General features: G+C 72.1%; 10 protein-coding genes and 1 riboswitch. Of the genes, 5 read left to right on the forward strand and 5 right to left on the reverse strand.

Going from position 1 to position 16,410, the window contains the following annotated elements; translation table 11 throughout:
• Positions 1-5: 5 nt before the first annotated feature.
• The 3 genes from ACZ6JY_RS28560 to ACZ6JY_RS28570 form a co-directional block, all read right to left on the reverse strand.
• Positions 6-1,214, reverse strand: coding sequence for a VWA domain-containing protein (locus ACZ6JY_RS28560; RefSeq protein ID WP_469200808.1), 1,209 nt, complete (start codon positions 1,212-1,214; stop codon positions 6-8).
• A 278-nt stretch (positions 1,215-1,492) separates the two neighbouring features.
• Positions 1,493-3,952: a DUF5682 family protein gene (locus tag ACZ6JY_RS28565; protein WP_469200311.1), complete on the reverse strand. Its 2,460-nt coding sequence runs from the start codon at positions 3,950-3,952 to the stop codon at positions 1,493-1,495.
• Positions 3,949-5,073 (reverse strand): ATP-binding protein, encoded by a 1,125-nt coding sequence (locus tag ACZ6JY_RS28570; protein WP_469200314.1) that lies wholly within the window; start codon positions 5,071-5,073, stop codon positions 3,949-3,951. Before ACZ6JY_RS28570 ends, ACZ6JY_RS28565 begins: the two co-directional genes overlap by 4 nt.
• A gap of 153 nt (positions 5,074-5,226) precedes the next feature.
• Between ACZ6JY_RS28570 and ACZ6JY_RS28575 the strand changes: the two genes are divergently transcribed.
• Both ACZ6JY_RS28575 and ACZ6JY_RS28580 read left to right on the forward strand, forming a co-directional pair.
• The gene (locus ACZ6JY_RS28575) at positions 5,227-6,573 is read left to right on the forward strand and encodes an SWIM zinc finger family protein (RefSeq protein ID WP_469200316.1); all 1,347 of its coding nucleotides are present in this window, start codon (positions 5,227-5,229) and stop codon (positions 6,571-6,573) included.
• A gap of 41 nt (positions 6,574-6,614) precedes the next feature.
• Positions 6,615-8,243, forward strand: a complete 1,629-nt coding sequence (locus ACZ6JY_RS28580; protein WP_469200318.1) for a DUF5691 domain-containing protein — start codon at positions 6,615-6,617, stop codon at positions 8,241-8,243.
• Between the two features lie 105 nt (positions 8,244-8,348).
• On the opposite strand, the gene ACZ6JY_RS28585 is transcribed toward ACZ6JY_RS28580, so the two are convergent.
• A complete protein-coding gene (locus ACZ6JY_RS28585) occupies positions 8,349-8,765 on the reverse strand; it encodes a cobalamin B12-binding domain-containing protein (RefSeq protein WP_469200811.1) in 417 nt (138 codons plus the stop codon).
• Positions 8,766-9,201: 436 nt separating this feature from the next.
• On the opposite strand from ACZ6JY_RS28585, the gene ACZ6JY_RS28590 reads away from it, so the two are divergent.
• The gene (locus tag ACZ6JY_RS28590) at positions 9,202-10,101 is read left to right on the forward strand and encodes an esterase/lipase family protein (RefSeq protein WP_469200320.1); all 900 of its coding nucleotides are present in this window, start codon (positions 9,202-9,204) and stop codon (positions 10,099-10,101) included.
• Between the two features lie 300 nt (positions 10,102-10,401).
• Positions 10,402-11,955, forward strand: a complete 1,554-nt coding sequence (locus ACZ6JY_RS28595; protein WP_469200322.1) for a M23 family metallopeptidase — start codon at positions 10,402-10,404, stop codon at positions 11,953-11,955.
• A gap of 104 nt (positions 11,956-12,059) precedes the next feature.
• On the opposite strand, the gene ACZ6JY_RS28600 is transcribed toward ACZ6JY_RS28595, so the two are convergent.
• The gene (locus ACZ6JY_RS28600; protein WP_469200324.1) at positions 12,060-14,657 is read right to left on the reverse strand and encodes an ATP-dependent DNA helicase; all 2,598 of its coding nucleotides are present in this window, start codon (positions 14,655-14,657) and stop codon (positions 12,060-12,062) included.
• A gap of 245 nt (positions 14,658-14,902) precedes the next feature.
• A riboswitch (cyclic di-AMP (ydaO/yuaA leader) is annotated at positions 14,903-15,059 on the forward strand.
• 7 nt (positions 15,060-15,066) lie between these two features.
• On the opposite strand from ACZ6JY_RS28600, the gene ACZ6JY_RS28605 reads away from it, so the two are divergent.
• Entirely contained in the window at positions 15,067-16,293 is a 1,227-nt protein-coding gene (locus ACZ6JY_RS28605) for a C40 family peptidase (RefSeq protein WP_469200326.1), read from the forward strand.
• The last annotated feature ends 117 nt before the right edge of the window (positions 16,294-16,410 follow it).

Here is a 16,410-nt window from a genome sequence, read left to right on the forward strand (position 1 = left end):
GTACGTCACGCTCCCCCGGCCGCGGCCGTGTCGGGTATGGGGAGAGGGCGCTTCTCGATCGCGGCGGCCATCACCTCCGGGAAGAGGTCGGGTGTGCAGGCGAAGGCCGGCGCGTCCAGCGCGGCGAGCGCCGCCGCGTGCTCACGGTCGTACGCGGGTGTCCCCTCGTCGGAGAGCGCGAGCAGCGTCACGAACTGCACTCCGGACGCCTTCATCGCCGCGACCCGCTTCAGCATCTCGTCGCGGATGCCCCCTTCGTAGAGGTCGCTGATGAGGACGACGACGGTGTCGGCGGGGCGGGTGATCTGCGACTGGCAGTAGGCGAGGGCACGGTTGATGTCGGTACCGCCACCCAACTGCGTCCCGAAGAGGACGTCCACCGGATCGTCGAGCTGCTCGGTCAGATCGACGACGTTGGTGTCGAAGACGACGAGCCGCGTGTTGAGCGCGCGCATGGAACCCAGCACCGCCCCGAACACCGATGCGTAGACGACGGACGCCGCCATCGAACCCGACTGGTCGATGCAGAGGATGACCTCCTTCTTCACGGACTGCGAGGCCCGCCCGTACCCGATGAGCCGCTCGGGGACGACCGTCCGGTACTCCGGCAGGTAGTTCTTCAGGTTGACGGCGATCGTGCGGTTCCAGTCGATGTCGTGGTGGCGCGGCCTGCTGACGCGCGCGCTGCGGTCGAGCGCTCCGGTGAGGGTGGAGCGGGTCCGCGTCGCGAGCCGCTTCTCCAGGTCCTCGACGACCTTGCGTACGACAGCGCGCGCGGTCTCCTTGGTCGTCTCCGGCATGGCCTTGTTGAGCGACAGCAGCGTGCCCACCAGGTGGACGTCCGCCTCTACGGCCTCCAGCATCTCGGGCTCCAGGAGCAGCGCGGAGAGCCCGAGCCGGTCGATGGCGTCGCGCTGCATCACCTGGACGACGGAGGAGGGGAAGTACGTCCGGATGTCCCCGAGCCACCGCGCCACGGCCGGCGCGGACCCCCCGAGCCCCGCGGCCCGCTCCCGCCCCTGCTCCCGCTTCCGGTCCCCTTTCTCGCTCCCGGCCCCGTACAGCGCCTGAAGCGCCCCGTCCATCGCGGAGTCCCGCCCCCCGAGCGCGCACCCGGTGCCATCGGCCCCGCCCCCGCCCAGCACCAACCGCCACCGCCGCAACCGCTCATCCCCCACGCCATCCACCCCTCCCAAACCGCCCTGCCCCGCCATACCGGTCACGTCACCACTCCTCCCGACCACCGACCACCGTCCACCGGCCACCGGCCATCGACCGCCGTCCACCAAACACCGACCACGACCGCCGACCACCGACCGCCGAGCACGACAACGACCGCCGACCGCCAACCGCCGTCCACCAACCACGACCACGACCACCGACCGCCGGGTCCTGGGACCCCGCGGCCCCCACCGAGGCGCCATGTCCCGCCACGGGGCTCATCACCGCCCCGCCTCCAACAGCCCGGCGAGGTTCGCCACCACCCCGGCGGTCACCTCGCCACCCCCGCCAGGCCCGTATTCGCCTCTGCCTCCGCCCCCGCCAACCCGAGCAGGAACCGCACCGTCGGCACCACGGCGTCCGCGCGCTCCGCGTCGAGCTTCTCGGCGAAGCCGGGTATGCCGTGGCCGGTCGGCTCGGGGGCGGCTGTGGCGGGTCCTCGGCGCACCAACTCCCCCAGAGTCCTCCGCACCCCCGGCTCATACGCCGAGAACGTGCGCCGCAGCAGCGGCAGTACGTCGACGAAGGCGTCGCCCGACACCCCGCTCAGCCAGGCGTCCACCAGGCCGAGCAGGCGCTGGTCGTGGACGAGGAGCATGCCGCCCCCGGAGCCGCCGCCGACGAAGCCCTCGATCCAGGCGGCCCCCTCGGCGGGTTCGCTGCCGCGTGACAGTGCCAGGCCCATGAGGCGGGCGGCCTCCTCGTCCGCCAGTTCCCCGCTGTCCAGCAACAGCCGAACACTCCGCCCCCGGACGATCCCTGCCACGGCGTCCCGCTGCGCCAGCAGCCGCAGCACGGACCACCACCGGATGCGTACGTCCCGCGTGGCCGCGGGCCCGGGGCCCGCCGCGTCGTCCCCGGCACCCCCCGCCCCGAACTCGCCGAGCAGGCCCACGGCTTGATGCACCGCGTCGACATGGCCCCGCATCTCCAGCGCCGCGTCCGTGTCGAGGCCCGCGCACGCACCCGGCAGCCCCACGAAGACCCGCTCGGCAAGGCCGAGTGCCACCTCGCCGAGCGCTGCTGTGTCCGTGCCCCGCACGTTCCCGTACCGCAGCGACCGCACCAGCGCGGGCAGCGCCTGCGCGAGGTGGCCGACGTCCGCGTCCAGTGCCGCGCGGTCGGCGAGGACCCGCATCACCACCGGCAGCGCGTCCGGCAGCTCCGCCAGCAGGCACCGCTCGGCGAGCGCCGTGACGTCAGCCAGCGCCACCGTCCCGACCGCGTCGGCAGAGGCCTTGCCGGTGGCCGCGCCCAGCACCGTCGTCCCCCAGACGCCCGCCTCCGCGACCCGCACGGAAAGCTCCGGTTCCCACCGCAGCCGCCACGTCTCCCGGAACGTCCCCGTGCTCCCACGGGACCGCGCCGGCTCCCCCCAGCCGACCCCGAGGAGCCGCAGCCGGTGCAGCAGCGTGCTGCGCGCCGCGTCCGTCTCCTTGCGCAGGTCCAGCTCCAGCTCCCGGTCCAGCGCCTCCGGTTTGAGCCGCAGTCTGCGCTGCGACCGCGTGAGGTCGCGCTGCAACGGCACCGCGGGCGCCGCCTCGGGCACCTCGCCCAGGACATCGCCGACGACCAGCTTGTCGTGCACCAGGGCGAGCGGCACGTCCGACCTCTCGCACATCACCGCCCGCACGGCGTCGGTCGTCTCGGTGAGCCCGGCCAGCGGCCGCCCCCGCATCGCGGCGAGCGTGTCGGCGAGCCGGACCGCCTCGATGACGTGCGCGGACGAGACAAGCCGGTCCTCGTCGCGCAGCAGCCTCGCGACCTTGGTCATCCAGCGCTCGACGGGCCGGTCGGGGGCGCTGAACAGGTGTCCGTACCAGCCGGGGGACACGATTCCCGCGCCGTACCCACTGGCACGGGAGAGCCTGCGGTGGGTCCACGGCACCCACGTCATCTCGGCCTTCACCTTGGGCAGCCCCTTGAGCAGCGCCCGGTCGGCGGCCACGGTGGTCCTGCGCCGCAGGGCAGGCACATGCCAGGCCCCACACACCACGGCCACGCGCCCTTCCCCGAACTCCCGCACGGCAGCCCGCGTCTGGAGCCGCATGTAGGCCTCGCGGGCCAGGTCACGGCCGTCCCCGCCGTCCCCGTAGGTCTCGCGCAGAGCCCCCATTGCGTCGCCGAGCGCCTCGAACGGCGCCAACGCGTCGCCCTCCGCCGCGCGGTGCTCGACCACGTCCTCCCACCACCGCTCGGGGTCGTCGTACCCGGCGGTCTCGGCGAGCACGGCCAGCGGATCGACACGCAGGGCGTCCTCCTTCGCCGGAGCCTCACCGCCCCTGTCGGAGGCCGCCTCACCGCCCCTGTCGGAGGCTGCTTCACCGCCGCCGCCACCGTCAGAACCCGCCTCACCGCCACCGTCGCAGCCCGGAAGCTCCTCGGTCCGCGCCAGCGAGTGCGCGGCCGGCAGGTCGATGAAGCGCACCGGCACGCCCCGCCCGACGGCCCACCGGATGGCCACCCACTCCGGGGAGAACTCGGCGAGCGGCCAGAACGCCGAACGGCCCGGCTCGTCCACCACGTGCGCGAGCAGCGCGACGGGCGGCCGCATCCCCTCGTCTGCGGCGAGCCCGACCAGCGGGTCGGCCTCCGGCGGCCCCTCGACGAGGACGGCGTCGGGCCGTACCGCATCCAGCGCCGCCCGCACGGCACGCGCCGACCCGGGCCCGTGGTGCCGCACCCCGAGCAGCAGCGCCCCGGCCTCCACCCCTTCCCCCGCCCTGGTCATACGCTCACCTCACGGCAGGCGCGGTAGAAGTCCTTCCAGCCGTCGCGCTCGCGCACGACCGCCTCCAGATACTCCTGCCAGATCACGCGGTCCGCCGCCGGATCGCGCACGACGGCGCCGAGGATGCCGGCGGCGACATCGCCGGGGCGCAGGACACCGTCCCCGAAGTGGGCGGCCAGGGCGAGGCCGTTGGTGACGACGGAGATCGCCTCGGCGGTCGACAGCGTGCCGCTGGGCGACTTCACCTTCGTACGCCCGTCGGCGGTCACGCCGTCGCGCAGCTCGCGGAAGACGGTGACGACACGCCGTATCTCGTCGATGCCCTCGGGCCCCGCGGGCAGGTCGAGCGAGCGCCCGATCTGGTCGACGCGGCGCGAGACGATGTCGACCTCGGCGTCGGCGGTCGCCGGCAGCGGCAGGACGACCGTGTTGAAGCGGCGGCGCAGCGCGCTCGACAGGTCGTTGACCCCGCGGTCGCGGTTGTTGGCGGTGGCGATGACGTTGAACCCCCGTACCGCCTGGACCTCCTGGCCCAGCTCCGGGATGGGCAGGGTCTTCTCGGACAGGATCGTGATCAGCGAGTCCTGCACATCGGCCGGGATGCGGGTCAGCTCCTCGACGCGTGCCGTCATGCCCTCGGACATCGCGCGCATGACGGGGCTGGGCACGAGCGCGTCGCGGCTGGGGCCGTGGGCGAGGAGCTGCGCGTAGTTCCACCCGTACCGGATCGCTTCCTCCGGTGTGCCCGCCGTGCCCTGCACGAGCAGCGTCGAGTCACCGCTGACCGCCGCCGCGAGGTGCTCCGACACCCAGGTCTTGGCGGTGCCGGGCACGCCGAGCAGGAGCAGGGCGCGGTCGGTCGCGAGCGTGGTGACGGCGACCTCGACGATACGGCGGGGGCCCACGTACTTCGGCGTGATCACCGTGCCGTCGGGCAGCGTGCCGCCGAGCAGATACGTGGCGACGGCCCACGGCGACAGATTCCACCGCCGCGGCCGCGGCCGGTCGTCCTGCGCGGCGAGCGCGGCCAGTTCGGCGGCGAACGCGTGCTCGGCATGGGGCCGCAGGGCCTCGGCCCGATTCGCGGTCGCGGACGTCGTCGAGTCGACGGATACGGACATGGAGCGATCCCCCTCCAGCTCGTCCGGACACGTCTGGCCCGGATGTGGTTCCACCGTGCACCACGCCACTGACAATCGACCCTCACATGCCGCTGACCTGCGGAAATACTGACGGCAAGGTCGATTGTCAGTGGCGGCACCTACCTTCGAGACATGACTCAGCAGGGGGTGCGCTGGACGGCGGATCAGGTGCTGGCACTGGCGCCTGACGCCCCGTCACGCAGGGCGGGGAGCAAACTCGGTGTCGCGGGCCCGTGGTCGGAGGCGGGCAGTTCGAGCGAGGGGACGGTGTGGGGGCTGTGCAAGGGAAGCGGCAGCAAGCCGTATCAGACGGTCGTGGACATCGCGGACACGGCGGGGCCGGCGTACAAGTGCAGTTGTCCGAGCCGGAAGTTCCCGTGCAAGCACGCGCTGGGACTGCTGTTGCTCTGGGCGGGCGCGGACGGCACCGTGCAGGACGGCGAGCCGCCGGCCTGGGCCGGGGAGTGGCTGGCCGGCCGCCGCAAAAGGGTGGAGGAGAAGCGGAGTTCGGCCCCGGATGCCGCGGCGCCGGCCGACCCCGAGGCCGCGCGCAGGAGAGCGGAGAAGCGGGCCGAGCGGATCACGGCGGGGGCAACGGAGCTGGAGCAGCGCCTCTGTGACCTGCTGCGCGGGGGCACGGCCGCCGCCGAGCAGGCGGGGTACGGCATGTGGGAGGAGACCGCGGCCCGCATGGTCGACGCCCAGGCACCGGGCCTCGCGGCGCGCGTTCGGGAGTTGGGTGCCATTCCGGCCTCGGGGCCCGGCTGGCCCGTGCGGCTCCTGGAGGAGTGCGCGCTGCTCCACCTTCTCGTCCGGGGCTGGCTGCACCGTGACGGGCTCCCGGCCGATCTCGCCGTCACGGTCCGGTCCCGCATCGGGCTGCCCGCGCAGCCGGAGGGGCCGCCGCTGCGGGACCACTGGCTGGTCCTCGCGCAGTACGACACATCGGACGGCAAGCTCACCACGCGCCGCATATGGCTGTCCGGGATGGACTCCGGCCGCACCGCGCTCCTGCTCGCCTACGGAGCGGCGGGCCGGGTTCCCGCGCTCGCGCTGCCCGTGGGCCTGCTGCTCGACGCCGAGCTGACCGGGTATCCGGGGGCCCGGCAGCTCCGGGCGGAGCTGGGCGAGCAGTTCACGGCTCCGGCACCCACCGCGCGGCGCCCACCCGGCGTGCGTACGGACGAGGCAGCCGCCCGGTACGGCGAGGCGCTGCGCGACGACCCCTGGCTGGATTCATGGCCGGTGACGCTCTCCGCGGTGATACCGACTCGGAACGGCGACTCCTGGCAGCTGGCGGACACGGACGGCGTGTCGGCGCTGCCCGTGGCACCCCAGGCGGCGGGGGCGGGTCTCTGGCGGATGGTCGCCCTGTCCGGCGGCGCCCCGCTGACGGTGTTCGGCGAGTGCGGCCACCAGGGCTTCACCCCCTTGGCCGCCTGGCCGCAGGGCGCGGGAGAGGCGGTGCCGCTGTGCTGACAGACGTACGCCAGGACGGACAGACATACGAGGAGGAGCAGATGCCCGGCACACCTTCGCAGGCCGAGACCCCGCGGGCGCCCTGGGACGAGCTGGTCACGACAGCCCTGCTCGGCACCGACCGCCGCGCGCTGCCCGCCGCCCTGCGCACCCGCGGCGAGGAGGCACCGGTCGCCCTCCTCGGCGCGGCGGCGGAGCAGACCGTGCGCCGCAGGGCCGGACTGTGCCCGGCACCGGCCGCCGCCCTGCCCGAGCCCGCTGCCGACGACCCCAGGCCACCGGTGCCGCCCGCGGCCCGGCGCAGACTCGCGACGCTGCTCACCGACCAGCCGGGCACGGGCGGCAGCGGCCGGCGGGGCGCGGCACCGGACCTCATGGAGCTGCTGCCCCAGTGGCTCGCACTGGCCAACGCGCGGGGGTACGGAGCACCGCCGGAGCTGCTGCCCGCCCTGCTGAACGCCGCGCGGGGCCGCACGGACCTGCGCCCGCAGGCCCTCGCCTTCGCCGGCCCCAGGGCGTTGTGGCTGGCCCGTCTCAACCCCGACTGGAAGTTCGCACTCCGTTCCACTCCCGGGGGCGGCATGGCGCTGCCGCCCCCGGAAGAGACGGCGAAGGTCCGGCAGCTCTGGGAGGAGGGCCTCTTCGCCGAGCGGGTCGCGCTCCTCACCGCGCTCCGCGCGCACGATGCCCACGCCGCCCGCGAGCTGCTCGCGACGACATGGCCGACGGAGCGCGCCGAGGACCGGCTGATGTTCCTCGATTCCCTGCGGACCGGTCTGTCCGCCGAGGACGAGCCGTTCCTCGAGCGGGCCCTCACCGACCGCAGCCGCAATGTCCGCGCCACGGCGGCGGAGCTGCTCTCCGCGCTCCCCGTGTCGGCACTGGCCGCACGGATGGCGTCCCGAGCCGCCTCCTACGTGGCGGTGGACCACGTGTCGAGCGTCCCGACCCTCATGGTCGAGGCACCCCATGAATGCGACGCGGGCATGGAGCGGGACGGCGTCGTCCCGAAGCCGCCCACCGGCCGGGGCGAGCGTTCCTGGTGGCTCGGTCAGCTGGTAGAGGCGGCGCCGCTCGCCGCCTGGCCGGCCCGGCTCGGCAACCGCACCCCCGCCGAGATAGTGGCGCTTCCGGTGGCCGACGACTGGCGGGATGAACTGCACGCCGCCTGGTGCCGTGCCGCCGTACGCCAGCGGGACGCGGTCTGGTCGAGGGCGCTGCTCGGCACGCCCGCGTCACCCGACGCGGCGGGCCCCGGAGCCGTGTCGCTGGCCGAACGCTCCAAGCTGCTCGCCGCGCTCCCGGCCGCCGAGCGGTGCGAGTGGGTGGCGGGGTTCATCGCGGCGCACGGCCTCTCGGAAGCCTTCCAGCTGCTCGGCGTCTGCGCGGTCCCCTGGGCAGGTCCGCTGGGCCGCGCGGTCGTGGACGCGCTGAACATCGCACGCGACGCGGGCAGTTACCCCTGGAGCTTCAGCGGCGTCATGGGCCTGGCGGAGCGCTGCCTCGACCCCTCGGAGGCCGTCCGCCTGGAGGCGCTGACCGCGATACCGGACGAACCGGAGAACGCCTCGCCCGGCGCGGGCGGCTACTGGGCGGAGGCGTTCCAACGCCTGGTCACGACGTTGCGGCTGCGCGCGGCGATACGGGACGAGCTGCCGCCGATGACGTAGACCACGAGGGCCCGGGGCCTGGGGCTGAGGCCCGGGGTCGCGGGGCGGCCGAAGCCACGGAACCGGCCCCGGCCCCGCCGCGATCACCGGACGAGACCGGCCGGGTCAGGCGCCGGCAGGCTGCTGCACGTTGGCGCGGACCCACTCGACGATCGAGGTGGTCGTGGCGCCCGGCGTGAAGATCTCCGCGACGCCCTTCTCCTTCAGCGGCGCGATGTCCGCCTCGGGGATGATGCCGCCGCCGAACACCAGGATGTCCTCGGCCTCCCGCTCCTTCAGGAGCTCGAGGACCCGCGCGAACAGCGTGTTGTGCGCCCCGGACAGGATGGAGAGACCGATCGCGTCGGCGTCCTCCTGGATCGCGGTGTCCACCACCTGCTCGGGCGTCTGGTGCAGGCCGGTGTAGATGACCTCCATGCCCGCGTCGCGCAGCGCCCGCGCGATCACCTTGGCCCCGCGGTCGTGCCCGTCGAGCCCCGGCTTGGCGACCACCACGCGGATAGGCCCGGCTGCCACACCCATCACTGCCTCCATGTACCGAATATCCGTACCGACATCCGTCTGACCCAGCACAGATACCCCGAGCCACGCGGCCGGGGAAGTGAACGAACGTTATCTCCAGCATCGCGCAAGCGGCAGTTTCGCGGTGGGCAGGGAGGGGGAAATCACACATTGGGACACGTTCGCTGCGCGCTCGTCCGCTACTCAGGGGCTCACCGGCCACTCACCGGCCCGCCCTCCGCATCCGGACCAGGCGCGAGGGGAGCCGCGACGAGATCGCCGGGCCACCACCGGCAGGGCACGGCTGGTGGTGCGGTGCATCGGCGACGCGACGGGGGCACGGGGTCGCCGCACGGTGGAGGACATCGCCGTCGCTCGCCGACTCCTTGCCCACGACTCCCCCTAGGGCACACGGGGTGCAGAGCCGTCTTCCCGTGCGCCGGTCGGGAGGTCGACGATGCCGGTCACAGGGGTCCGCCCCTTTCGCCTTCTGGATCTTCCGCTGCCCGCGCCGCCCTTTCTGACGGCACTGCCGGGCCTGCCCGCGCTCTCGGCCAGGGTGGCGGGTCTGTCCGTGGCCCTCCTCAAGTCCACCGCGCTCGAGCTGGCGATCCTCGCGGGCCACCTCCTCCTCTATCCCTCGGGCATGGCCCAGGAACGCAGGGCGTCTCCCGTGCGGCCGCCGGTCGACGCACCCCGCCTCCCGGCGGACGAGAAGCCCCCGGTCCTTCTCCTGCACGGCTTCATCGACAACCGCTCGGTCTTCGTCCTGCTCCGCCGCGCCCTCGCCCAGCACGGCGGACGCCGCGTGGAGTCCCTCAACTACTCACCGCTGACCTGCGACATCCCCACCGCCGCCCGGCTATTGGGCCGCCATGTCGAGGAACTCTGCGAGCGCACGGGCCGCCCCCGCATCGACATCGTCGGGCACAGCCTCGGCGGACTCATCGCGCGTTACTACGTCCAGCGCCTCGGGGGCGACGCGCGTATACGCACCCTGGTCACGCTCGGGACGCCGCACGGGGGCACCCGCGTCGCACCCCTGGCGGACGCGCACCCCATCGTCCGGCAGATGCGGCCCGGCTCCGCCGTGATCGAGGAGCTGAAGGAACCGGCGCCGGGCTGCCGCACCCAGTTCGTGAGCTTCTGGAGCGACCTCGACCAGATCATGGTCCCGCTGGAGACGGCCTGCGTGGACCATCCCGACCTGGTCGCGCAGAACGTCCGCGTGACCGGGATCGGCCATCTCGCGCTGCCCGTCCATCCGGCGGTCGCGAACGGCATACGCCAGGCTCTCGATCTGGCCGAGCCGGGAGAAGACGCCGAGGAGGCGCCGACCGGGCTCACGGTCGCCTGAAGCGGAGGCTCACAATCCACCATCAGACGCACCCGAGCCGTCAAGGCGCCTGAAGTAGGAACTGACCATCAACTACCGGACATCAAACGCAAAATACTCGGCTCCGCGACCACGAGGTCGGCGCAAAACATCGAACGCATCTCGAACGCAAAGCCAAAGCTGTGCCCGCAGTCCGCCGAAAGGCGGCCGAATGCCCGTTTCCTGAGAGCATGAAACCTGCCGAAGATTGTCGCGCCCGTATACCGCCGGGTACAGTCGCCGCACTGCTCCGCCCCTGCTGCCGAGGCGAAAGAGAAGTTGGTGAACGACCGTCACCCGTCGGGGAGCTCGACTCCCCAGCCCTCGGCACCCGGCGCCGACTACGCCCACTACGCGACGTACGACACGCACAGTGCCCAGCACGGTGGCCACGCCTACGACGCCTACTCCACCGGCGGTTTCGACACCGGCGCTCTCGACACCGGCACCTTCGCGGCGGACCCCCTCTTCGGCGACATGCCCGGCAGTGAGTACGACACCGGCCAGTGGGCGACCACCACGGGCCCCCAGCAGACTCTCGGCCACGACACCTACGCCGGGCAGCACCACACCGCCACGTACGACACCGGCACGTACGACACCGGCAGTTTCGACACCACCTCCGCGTGGGCGACCGGCGGCCATCAGCACCTCGCCGACGTGCAGCATCTCGCGGAGATCCCGTCGCAGCCGGTCCACGACGGCACCGGCCAGTGGGACACCACCGGCTGGAACCAGACGCCGCAGGCCGGCCCGTGGGAGACGCAGCCCTTCGACACGGGCGCGTACGACGCCACGGCGTGGAACTCCGCCGGTGACACACACGACGCGCACGACACGCACGCCCCGCAGGGCGCTCACGAGCCGTACGAACCAAGGCACCCCGAGCACCCCGCAGACCCCGGGCACCCCGCCGACCACGCGGAACTCTCGGATCTCACGAACCTCGCGGACGAGCAGCCGTACGAGCTCACCGAGCAGTACGAGATCTCCGCCGACGCCCCGTACGACACCTCGGAACACGAGCAGGTCGCCGTGGTCCCGAGCCCCGCACCCCGTGCCTCCCGCGCGAAGAACGGCGGAGCCGGTCAGGGCCGTTCGCGGACCCGACGTCGTACGCCGGCGAAGCGTTCCGCCCTGTTCACCGTCGCGGTGCCCTCCGCCTGTGTGATGGGTGTCGCCGGTGTGGCCGCGGCCTCGGTGGGCGACTTCGGCGGGGACGACCAGAAGGAGACGGCGGCCTCGGCCCCGGACGTCACGTCCGTGAAGCCGTCGACCGCCAACAACAAGCTGGACACGCAGCTCGCGAACCTCTCCGCCGACGCGGGCGACTTCGCTGACCGCGCGAGCCGCACGCAGGAGCGCATCGACCTCAAGGCCGAGAAGGTGGCCGCCCAGAAGAAGGCGGCGGCGGACGCGGCACGCAAGGAGCGGCTCCGCCCCAAGTTCAGCCTGCCGGTGAAGCAGCACGGACTCAGCGCCTACTACGGCCAGGCGGGCGTCAACTGGATGTCGGCGCACTCCGGCATCGACTTCCCGGTGTCGTACGGCACGGAGGTCCTGGCGGCGACCGACGGGACCGTCTCCACAAAGTGGAACAGCGCCTACGGCAACATGGCGATCGTGACCGCCAAGGACGGCACGGAGACGTGGTACTGCCATCTCTCCACGCACAAGATCTCCAGCGGTCCCGTGAAGGCGGGCGACGTCATCGCCTTCTCCGGCAACTCCGGCAACTCCACCGGCCCGCACCTGCACTTCGAGGTACGTCCCGGCGGCGGCTCCGCGATAGACCCGCTGCCGTGGCTGCGCAGCCACGACCTCGACCCGACGTAACTCCGGCCTCGCCCCCGCCGCCCCGAGGTCAGAACCTCCAGGGCGGCCAGGACGTCACGAAATCCCGGCGTCACGAAGTCCCGGGCGTCACGAAATCCCGGGTGTCACAACTTCTCGACCGGCGCGTACCGCAGCAGGAGCCGCTTCGGCTTGGGCTCGCCGAAGTCCACCGTCGCCTCCGCGTTCGCCCCCGTGCCCTTGACTCCGACCACGGTCCCGAGGCCGAACTGGTCGTGCGTGACCCGGTCCCCGACAGCCAGCGCGACCACCGGCTTCTCCGAGGCGCGGCGCGTCGCGAAGCCCTGTGCACCGCCCGTACGCGAGCGCGACGAGGACAGCGACGAGGCGATGCCCGCAGCCGGGCCTGACGACGCCGGGGCGCCGACGGAACCCTTCCGCTTCCAGTCCAGATGCGCTTCCGGAATCTCTTCGAGGAAGCGCGAAGGCGGGTTGTAGGAGGGCTGGCCCCAGGCGCTGCGCAACGAAGAACGCGTGAGGTACAGCCGCTCCCGCGCGCGCGTGATGCCCACGTATGCCAGTCGGCGCTCCTCCTCCAGCTCCTTGACCTGGCCGAGGGAGCGCATGTGCGGGAAGACGCCGTCCTCCATGCCGGTCAGGAACACCACGGGGAACTCCAGGCCCTTGGCGGTGTGGAGCGTCATCAAGGTGATGACTCCGGAGCCGTCGTCCTCCTCATCCGGAATCTGGTCCGAGTCGGCGACGAGCGCGACACGCTCGAGGAAGGCGGAGAGCGATCCGGCCTGCGCGGCCCCCGCCTCGTCTTCTCCCGTCTCACCCTCTCCTGCGTCGCCTTCTCCGGCATTGCCTTGCGCCGCCGCTCCTTCTCCCGCTGCGCCTTCTCCCGCCGCGGCTTCCGCCGCCTCGGCATCGGCGGCCCGTACCTCTTCCCGCTGGGCGTTCTCCTGTTCGAACTCCAGCGCCACGGCGGCGAGCTCCTGGAGGTTCTCGATGCGGGTCTCGTCCTGCGGGTCCGTCGAGGCCTGCAACTCGGCGAGGTAGCCCGTGCGTTCGAGCACGGCCTCCAGGATGACGGCCGGGCCCGCGCCCGACTCGACGACGGTCCGCAGCTCCTCCATGAGCGTGTTGAACCGCTTGACGGCGTTCGTGGAGCGGGCCGCCATTCCGTACGCCTCGTCGACGCGGCGCAGCGCCTGCGGGAACGAGATCTTTTCGCGCTGCGAGAGCGCGTCGATCATCGCCTCGGCGCGGTCGCCGATGCCCCTCTTGGGTACGTTGAGGATGCGCCGCAGCGGGACGGCGTCCTCGGGATTGGCGAGAACGCGCAGGTAGGCCAGCACATCGCGGACCTCTTTGCGCTCGTAGAAGCGGACGCCGCCGACGACCTTGTAGGGCAGGCCGACGCGGATGAAGATCTCTTCGAAGACACGGGACTGCGCGTTCGTCCGGTAGAAGATCGCGACGTCGCCGGCCTTCGCGTCGCCCGCGTCCGTGAGGCGGTCGATCTCGTCGGCGACGAACTGCGCCTCGTCGTGCTCGGTGTCCGCCACGTAACCGGTGATGCGCGCGCCCGCGCCCTGGTTGGTCCAGAGGTTCTTCGGGCGACGGCTCTCGTTCCGCTCGATGACCGCGTTGGCGGCGGTCAGGATCGTCTGTGTGGAGCGGTAGTTCTGCTCCAGGAGGATCGTCGTCGCGTCGGTGTAGTCCTCCTCGAACTGGAGGATGTTGCGGATGGTGGCGCCGCGGAAGGCGTAGATCGACTGGTCCGCGTCACCCACCACGCACAGCTCGGCCGGGTCGTCCCCCTCGCCCCCGGAGGGGCCGACCAGCTCACGCACGAGGGCGTACTGCGCGTGGTTCGTGTCCTGGTACTCGTCGACCATGACGTGGCGGAAGCGGCGGCGGTAGTGCTCCGCGACGTCCGGGAAGGCGCGCAGGAGGTTGACCGTCGTCATGATCAGGTCGTCGAAGTCCAGCGCGTTCGCCTCGCGCAGGCGTGACTGGTACATGGCATAGGCCTGGGCGAGGGTCTTCTCGAAGCCGTCGGCGGCCTTGCTCGCGAAGTCGTCCTCGTCGATCAGCTCGTTCTTGAGGTTGGAGATCTTGGCGCTGAACGACTTCGGCGGGAACTTCTTCGGGTCGAGGTCGAGGTCGCGGCAGACCAGAGCCATCAAGCGCTTGGAGTCCGCCGCGTCGTAGATCGAGAAGGAGGACGTGAAGCCCAGCTTCTTGTACTCGCGGCGCAGGATGCGGACGCAGGCGCTGTGGAACGTCGACACCCACATCGCGTTGGCCCGGGGCCCCACGAGCTGCTCGACGCGCTCCCTCATCTCACCCGCGGCCTTGTTCGTGAAGGTGATCGCGAGGATCTGGCCGGGGTGCACGCCGCGCGCGGCGAGGAGGTACGCGATGCGGTGGGTCAGCACACGGGTCTTGCCGGAACCGGCGCCGGCGACGATGAGCAGCGGGGCACCCGCGTGCACGACGGCCGCGCGCTGGTTCTCGTTCAGCCCCTCGAGCAGCGCCGCCGGGTCGATCACCGGGCGCGGGGCACCGTCCCGGTAGTGCGTGTCCCGGGTCATGGGCGCGTCGAACTTCCCGTCGAACAAGTCGTCCGGAACGGGCTCCGGAGCGCTGTCCTCGGGCGGGGGCGGAGGTTCTTCGTCCGTGGCCCGCGAGGGCTGCAGGTCCGCCAGGAAGCTGTCGTCAAAGAGGCTGCTCATCGCCTCCCGAGTCTAGGCGGACCCACTGACAACCCGCGCCGGGTTCCGCCGACCCACTCCTTGGCTCACAGCGTGTCCACTACCGAGCACCCTCTGCCATCGCGTCACGAGGCCGCGCCCGGGGCCTCGTAAAGTCACGAAAATGTATCGGGCATATCGAACATCAACCTTCACAGGCGCCACACAAGTTGGCTAGCGTGCTGCGCGGGCCGCTCGTATTCCCACCGGCGAACCCCGCCGGGAACGCGCGGCCCCCGCCGAGTCCGACATGTTCGGAGCCGGGGACCCACCGAGAACTTGGGGTGAATCGGTCCCGTACGCAGTACGGAACCGTAGGGCAACCTTCCGGACCACCCGCCCGAACCCGACAGCTAACCCGGTAGGCGGCCTACGGAAGGAGTCGCCTCCCTTGGCGTCGCACCGCAAGCCGCGGACCCGGTCAGCCGGAATTCGCACCGCCCCCGCCGTCGGCATCACCACGGCCGCCCTCACCTCCGTGGCGCTCCTCTCCCAGAGCGCCCAGGCCGCGCCGTCGGCGCCCGCCAAGCCCAGCCTGGAAGAGGTCCAGAAGAAGGTCGACGCCCTCTACCACCAAGCGGGCGTGGCCACCCAGAAGTACAACTCGGCCAAGGAGAAGACCGAGAAGCAGCGCAAGAAGGTCGACCGCGTCCTGGACGATGTGGCCAAGCGCACGGACAAGCTGAACGACGCGCGTCAGGAGCTCGGCTCCTTCGCCGCCGCGCAGTACCGCACCGGAGGCGTCTCGGAGACGGCCACCATGCTGCTGGCCGACGACCCGCAGGGCTATTTCGACCAGAACCACCTGGCGGACCGGCTGACCACGCGGCAGAAGAAGGCCGTCGACGACTACGAGACGCAGCGAGCCGCGGCGACGAAGCAGCGCACGAAGGCGGCGAAGAGCCTGGAGACGCTGACCGACTCGCGGGAAAACCTGCGGACCAGCAAGCGGACCGTCCAGAAGAAACTGGGCGAGGCGCGCGAGCTGCTCTCGGAGCTGACCACCGAGGAGAAGGCGCGGCTCGCGGCGATCGAGCGCAAGAAGGAGCGGGAGGCCAAGCGCAAGGCCGAGAAGCTGGCCCGCGAACAGGCCGCCGAGGCGGAGCGCAAGCGCGAGGCCGAGGAGGCGGCGCGGAAGGAGAAGGAGCGGGAGCGGGAGGACGGCCAGGGCTCCGGCTCGGGCTCCGGCACCGGCTCGGATACGGGTACGGGTACGGGCTCCGGCACAGGCTCGGGCTCGGGCTCCGGGAGCACGGACGGCAGCTACGCCACCAAGGCCGCGAAGGTCATCGACTTCGCCGAGGCCCAGATCGGCAAGCCCTACGTATGGGGCGCCACGGGCCCCGACTCCTACGACTGCTCCGGGCTCACCCAGGACGCCTGGAAGGCCGCCGGGATCTCACTGCCGCGCACCACGTGGGACCAGGTCAAGGTCGGCACGACGGTGAAGACTGCGGACGCCAAACCGGGTGACCTGGTCTTCTTCTACGACGACATCAGCCACGTAGGCATTTACATCGGCGGCGGCAAGATGATCCACGCCCCGAAGCCGGGCGCGAACGTCCGCGTCGAGTCGATCTACTACATGCCGATCCACAGCGTGGTGCGCCCGGCGTGACCCACCCGGAGTGACTACGGAAATCGTCCACTACGCGCGCGGGGGGGGGGGGGGGGGGGGAGGGGGGGGGGAGGGGGGGGGGGGGGGGGGGGGGGGGGGGGGGGGGGAGCGGGGGAG

The organism is Streptomyces sp. NPDC046335, assembly GCF_055587985.1.

Excerpts from the sequence above, each read along its gene's own strand:
- ACZ6JY_RS28560 (WP_469200808.1), bottom strand. The coding sequence starts at position 1,214 with ATGGCGGGGCAGGGCGGTTTGGGAGGGGTGGATGGCGTGGGGGATGAG.
- ACZ6JY_RS28565 (WP_469200311.1), bottom strand. The coding sequence starts at position 3,952 with ATGACCAGGGCGGGGGAAGGGGTGGAGGCCGGGGCGCTGCTGCTCGGG.
- ACZ6JY_RS28570 (WP_469200314.1), bottom strand. The coding sequence starts at position 5,073 with ATGTCCGTATCCGTCGACTCGACGACGTCCGCGACCGCGAATCGGGCC.
- ACZ6JY_RS28575 (WP_469200316.1), top strand. The coding sequence starts at position 5,227 with ATGACTCAGCAGGGGGTGCGCTGGACGGCGGATCAGGTGCTGGCACTG.
- ACZ6JY_RS28580 (WP_469200318.1), top strand. The coding sequence starts at position 6,615 with ATGCCCGGCACACCTTCGCAGGCCGAGACCCCGCGGGCGCCCTGGGAC.
- ACZ6JY_RS28585 (WP_469200811.1), bottom strand. The coding sequence starts at position 8,765 with ATGGGTGTGGCAGCCGGGCCTATCCGCGTGGTGGTCGCCAAGCCGGGG.
- ACZ6JY_RS28590 (WP_469200320.1), top strand. The coding sequence starts at position 9,202 with ATGCCGGTCACAGGGGTCCGCCCCTTTCGCCTTCTGGATCTTCCGCTG.
- ACZ6JY_RS28600 (WP_469200324.1), bottom strand. The coding sequence starts at position 14,657 with ATGAGCAGCCTCTTTGACGACAGCTTCCTGGCGGACCTGCAGCCCTCG.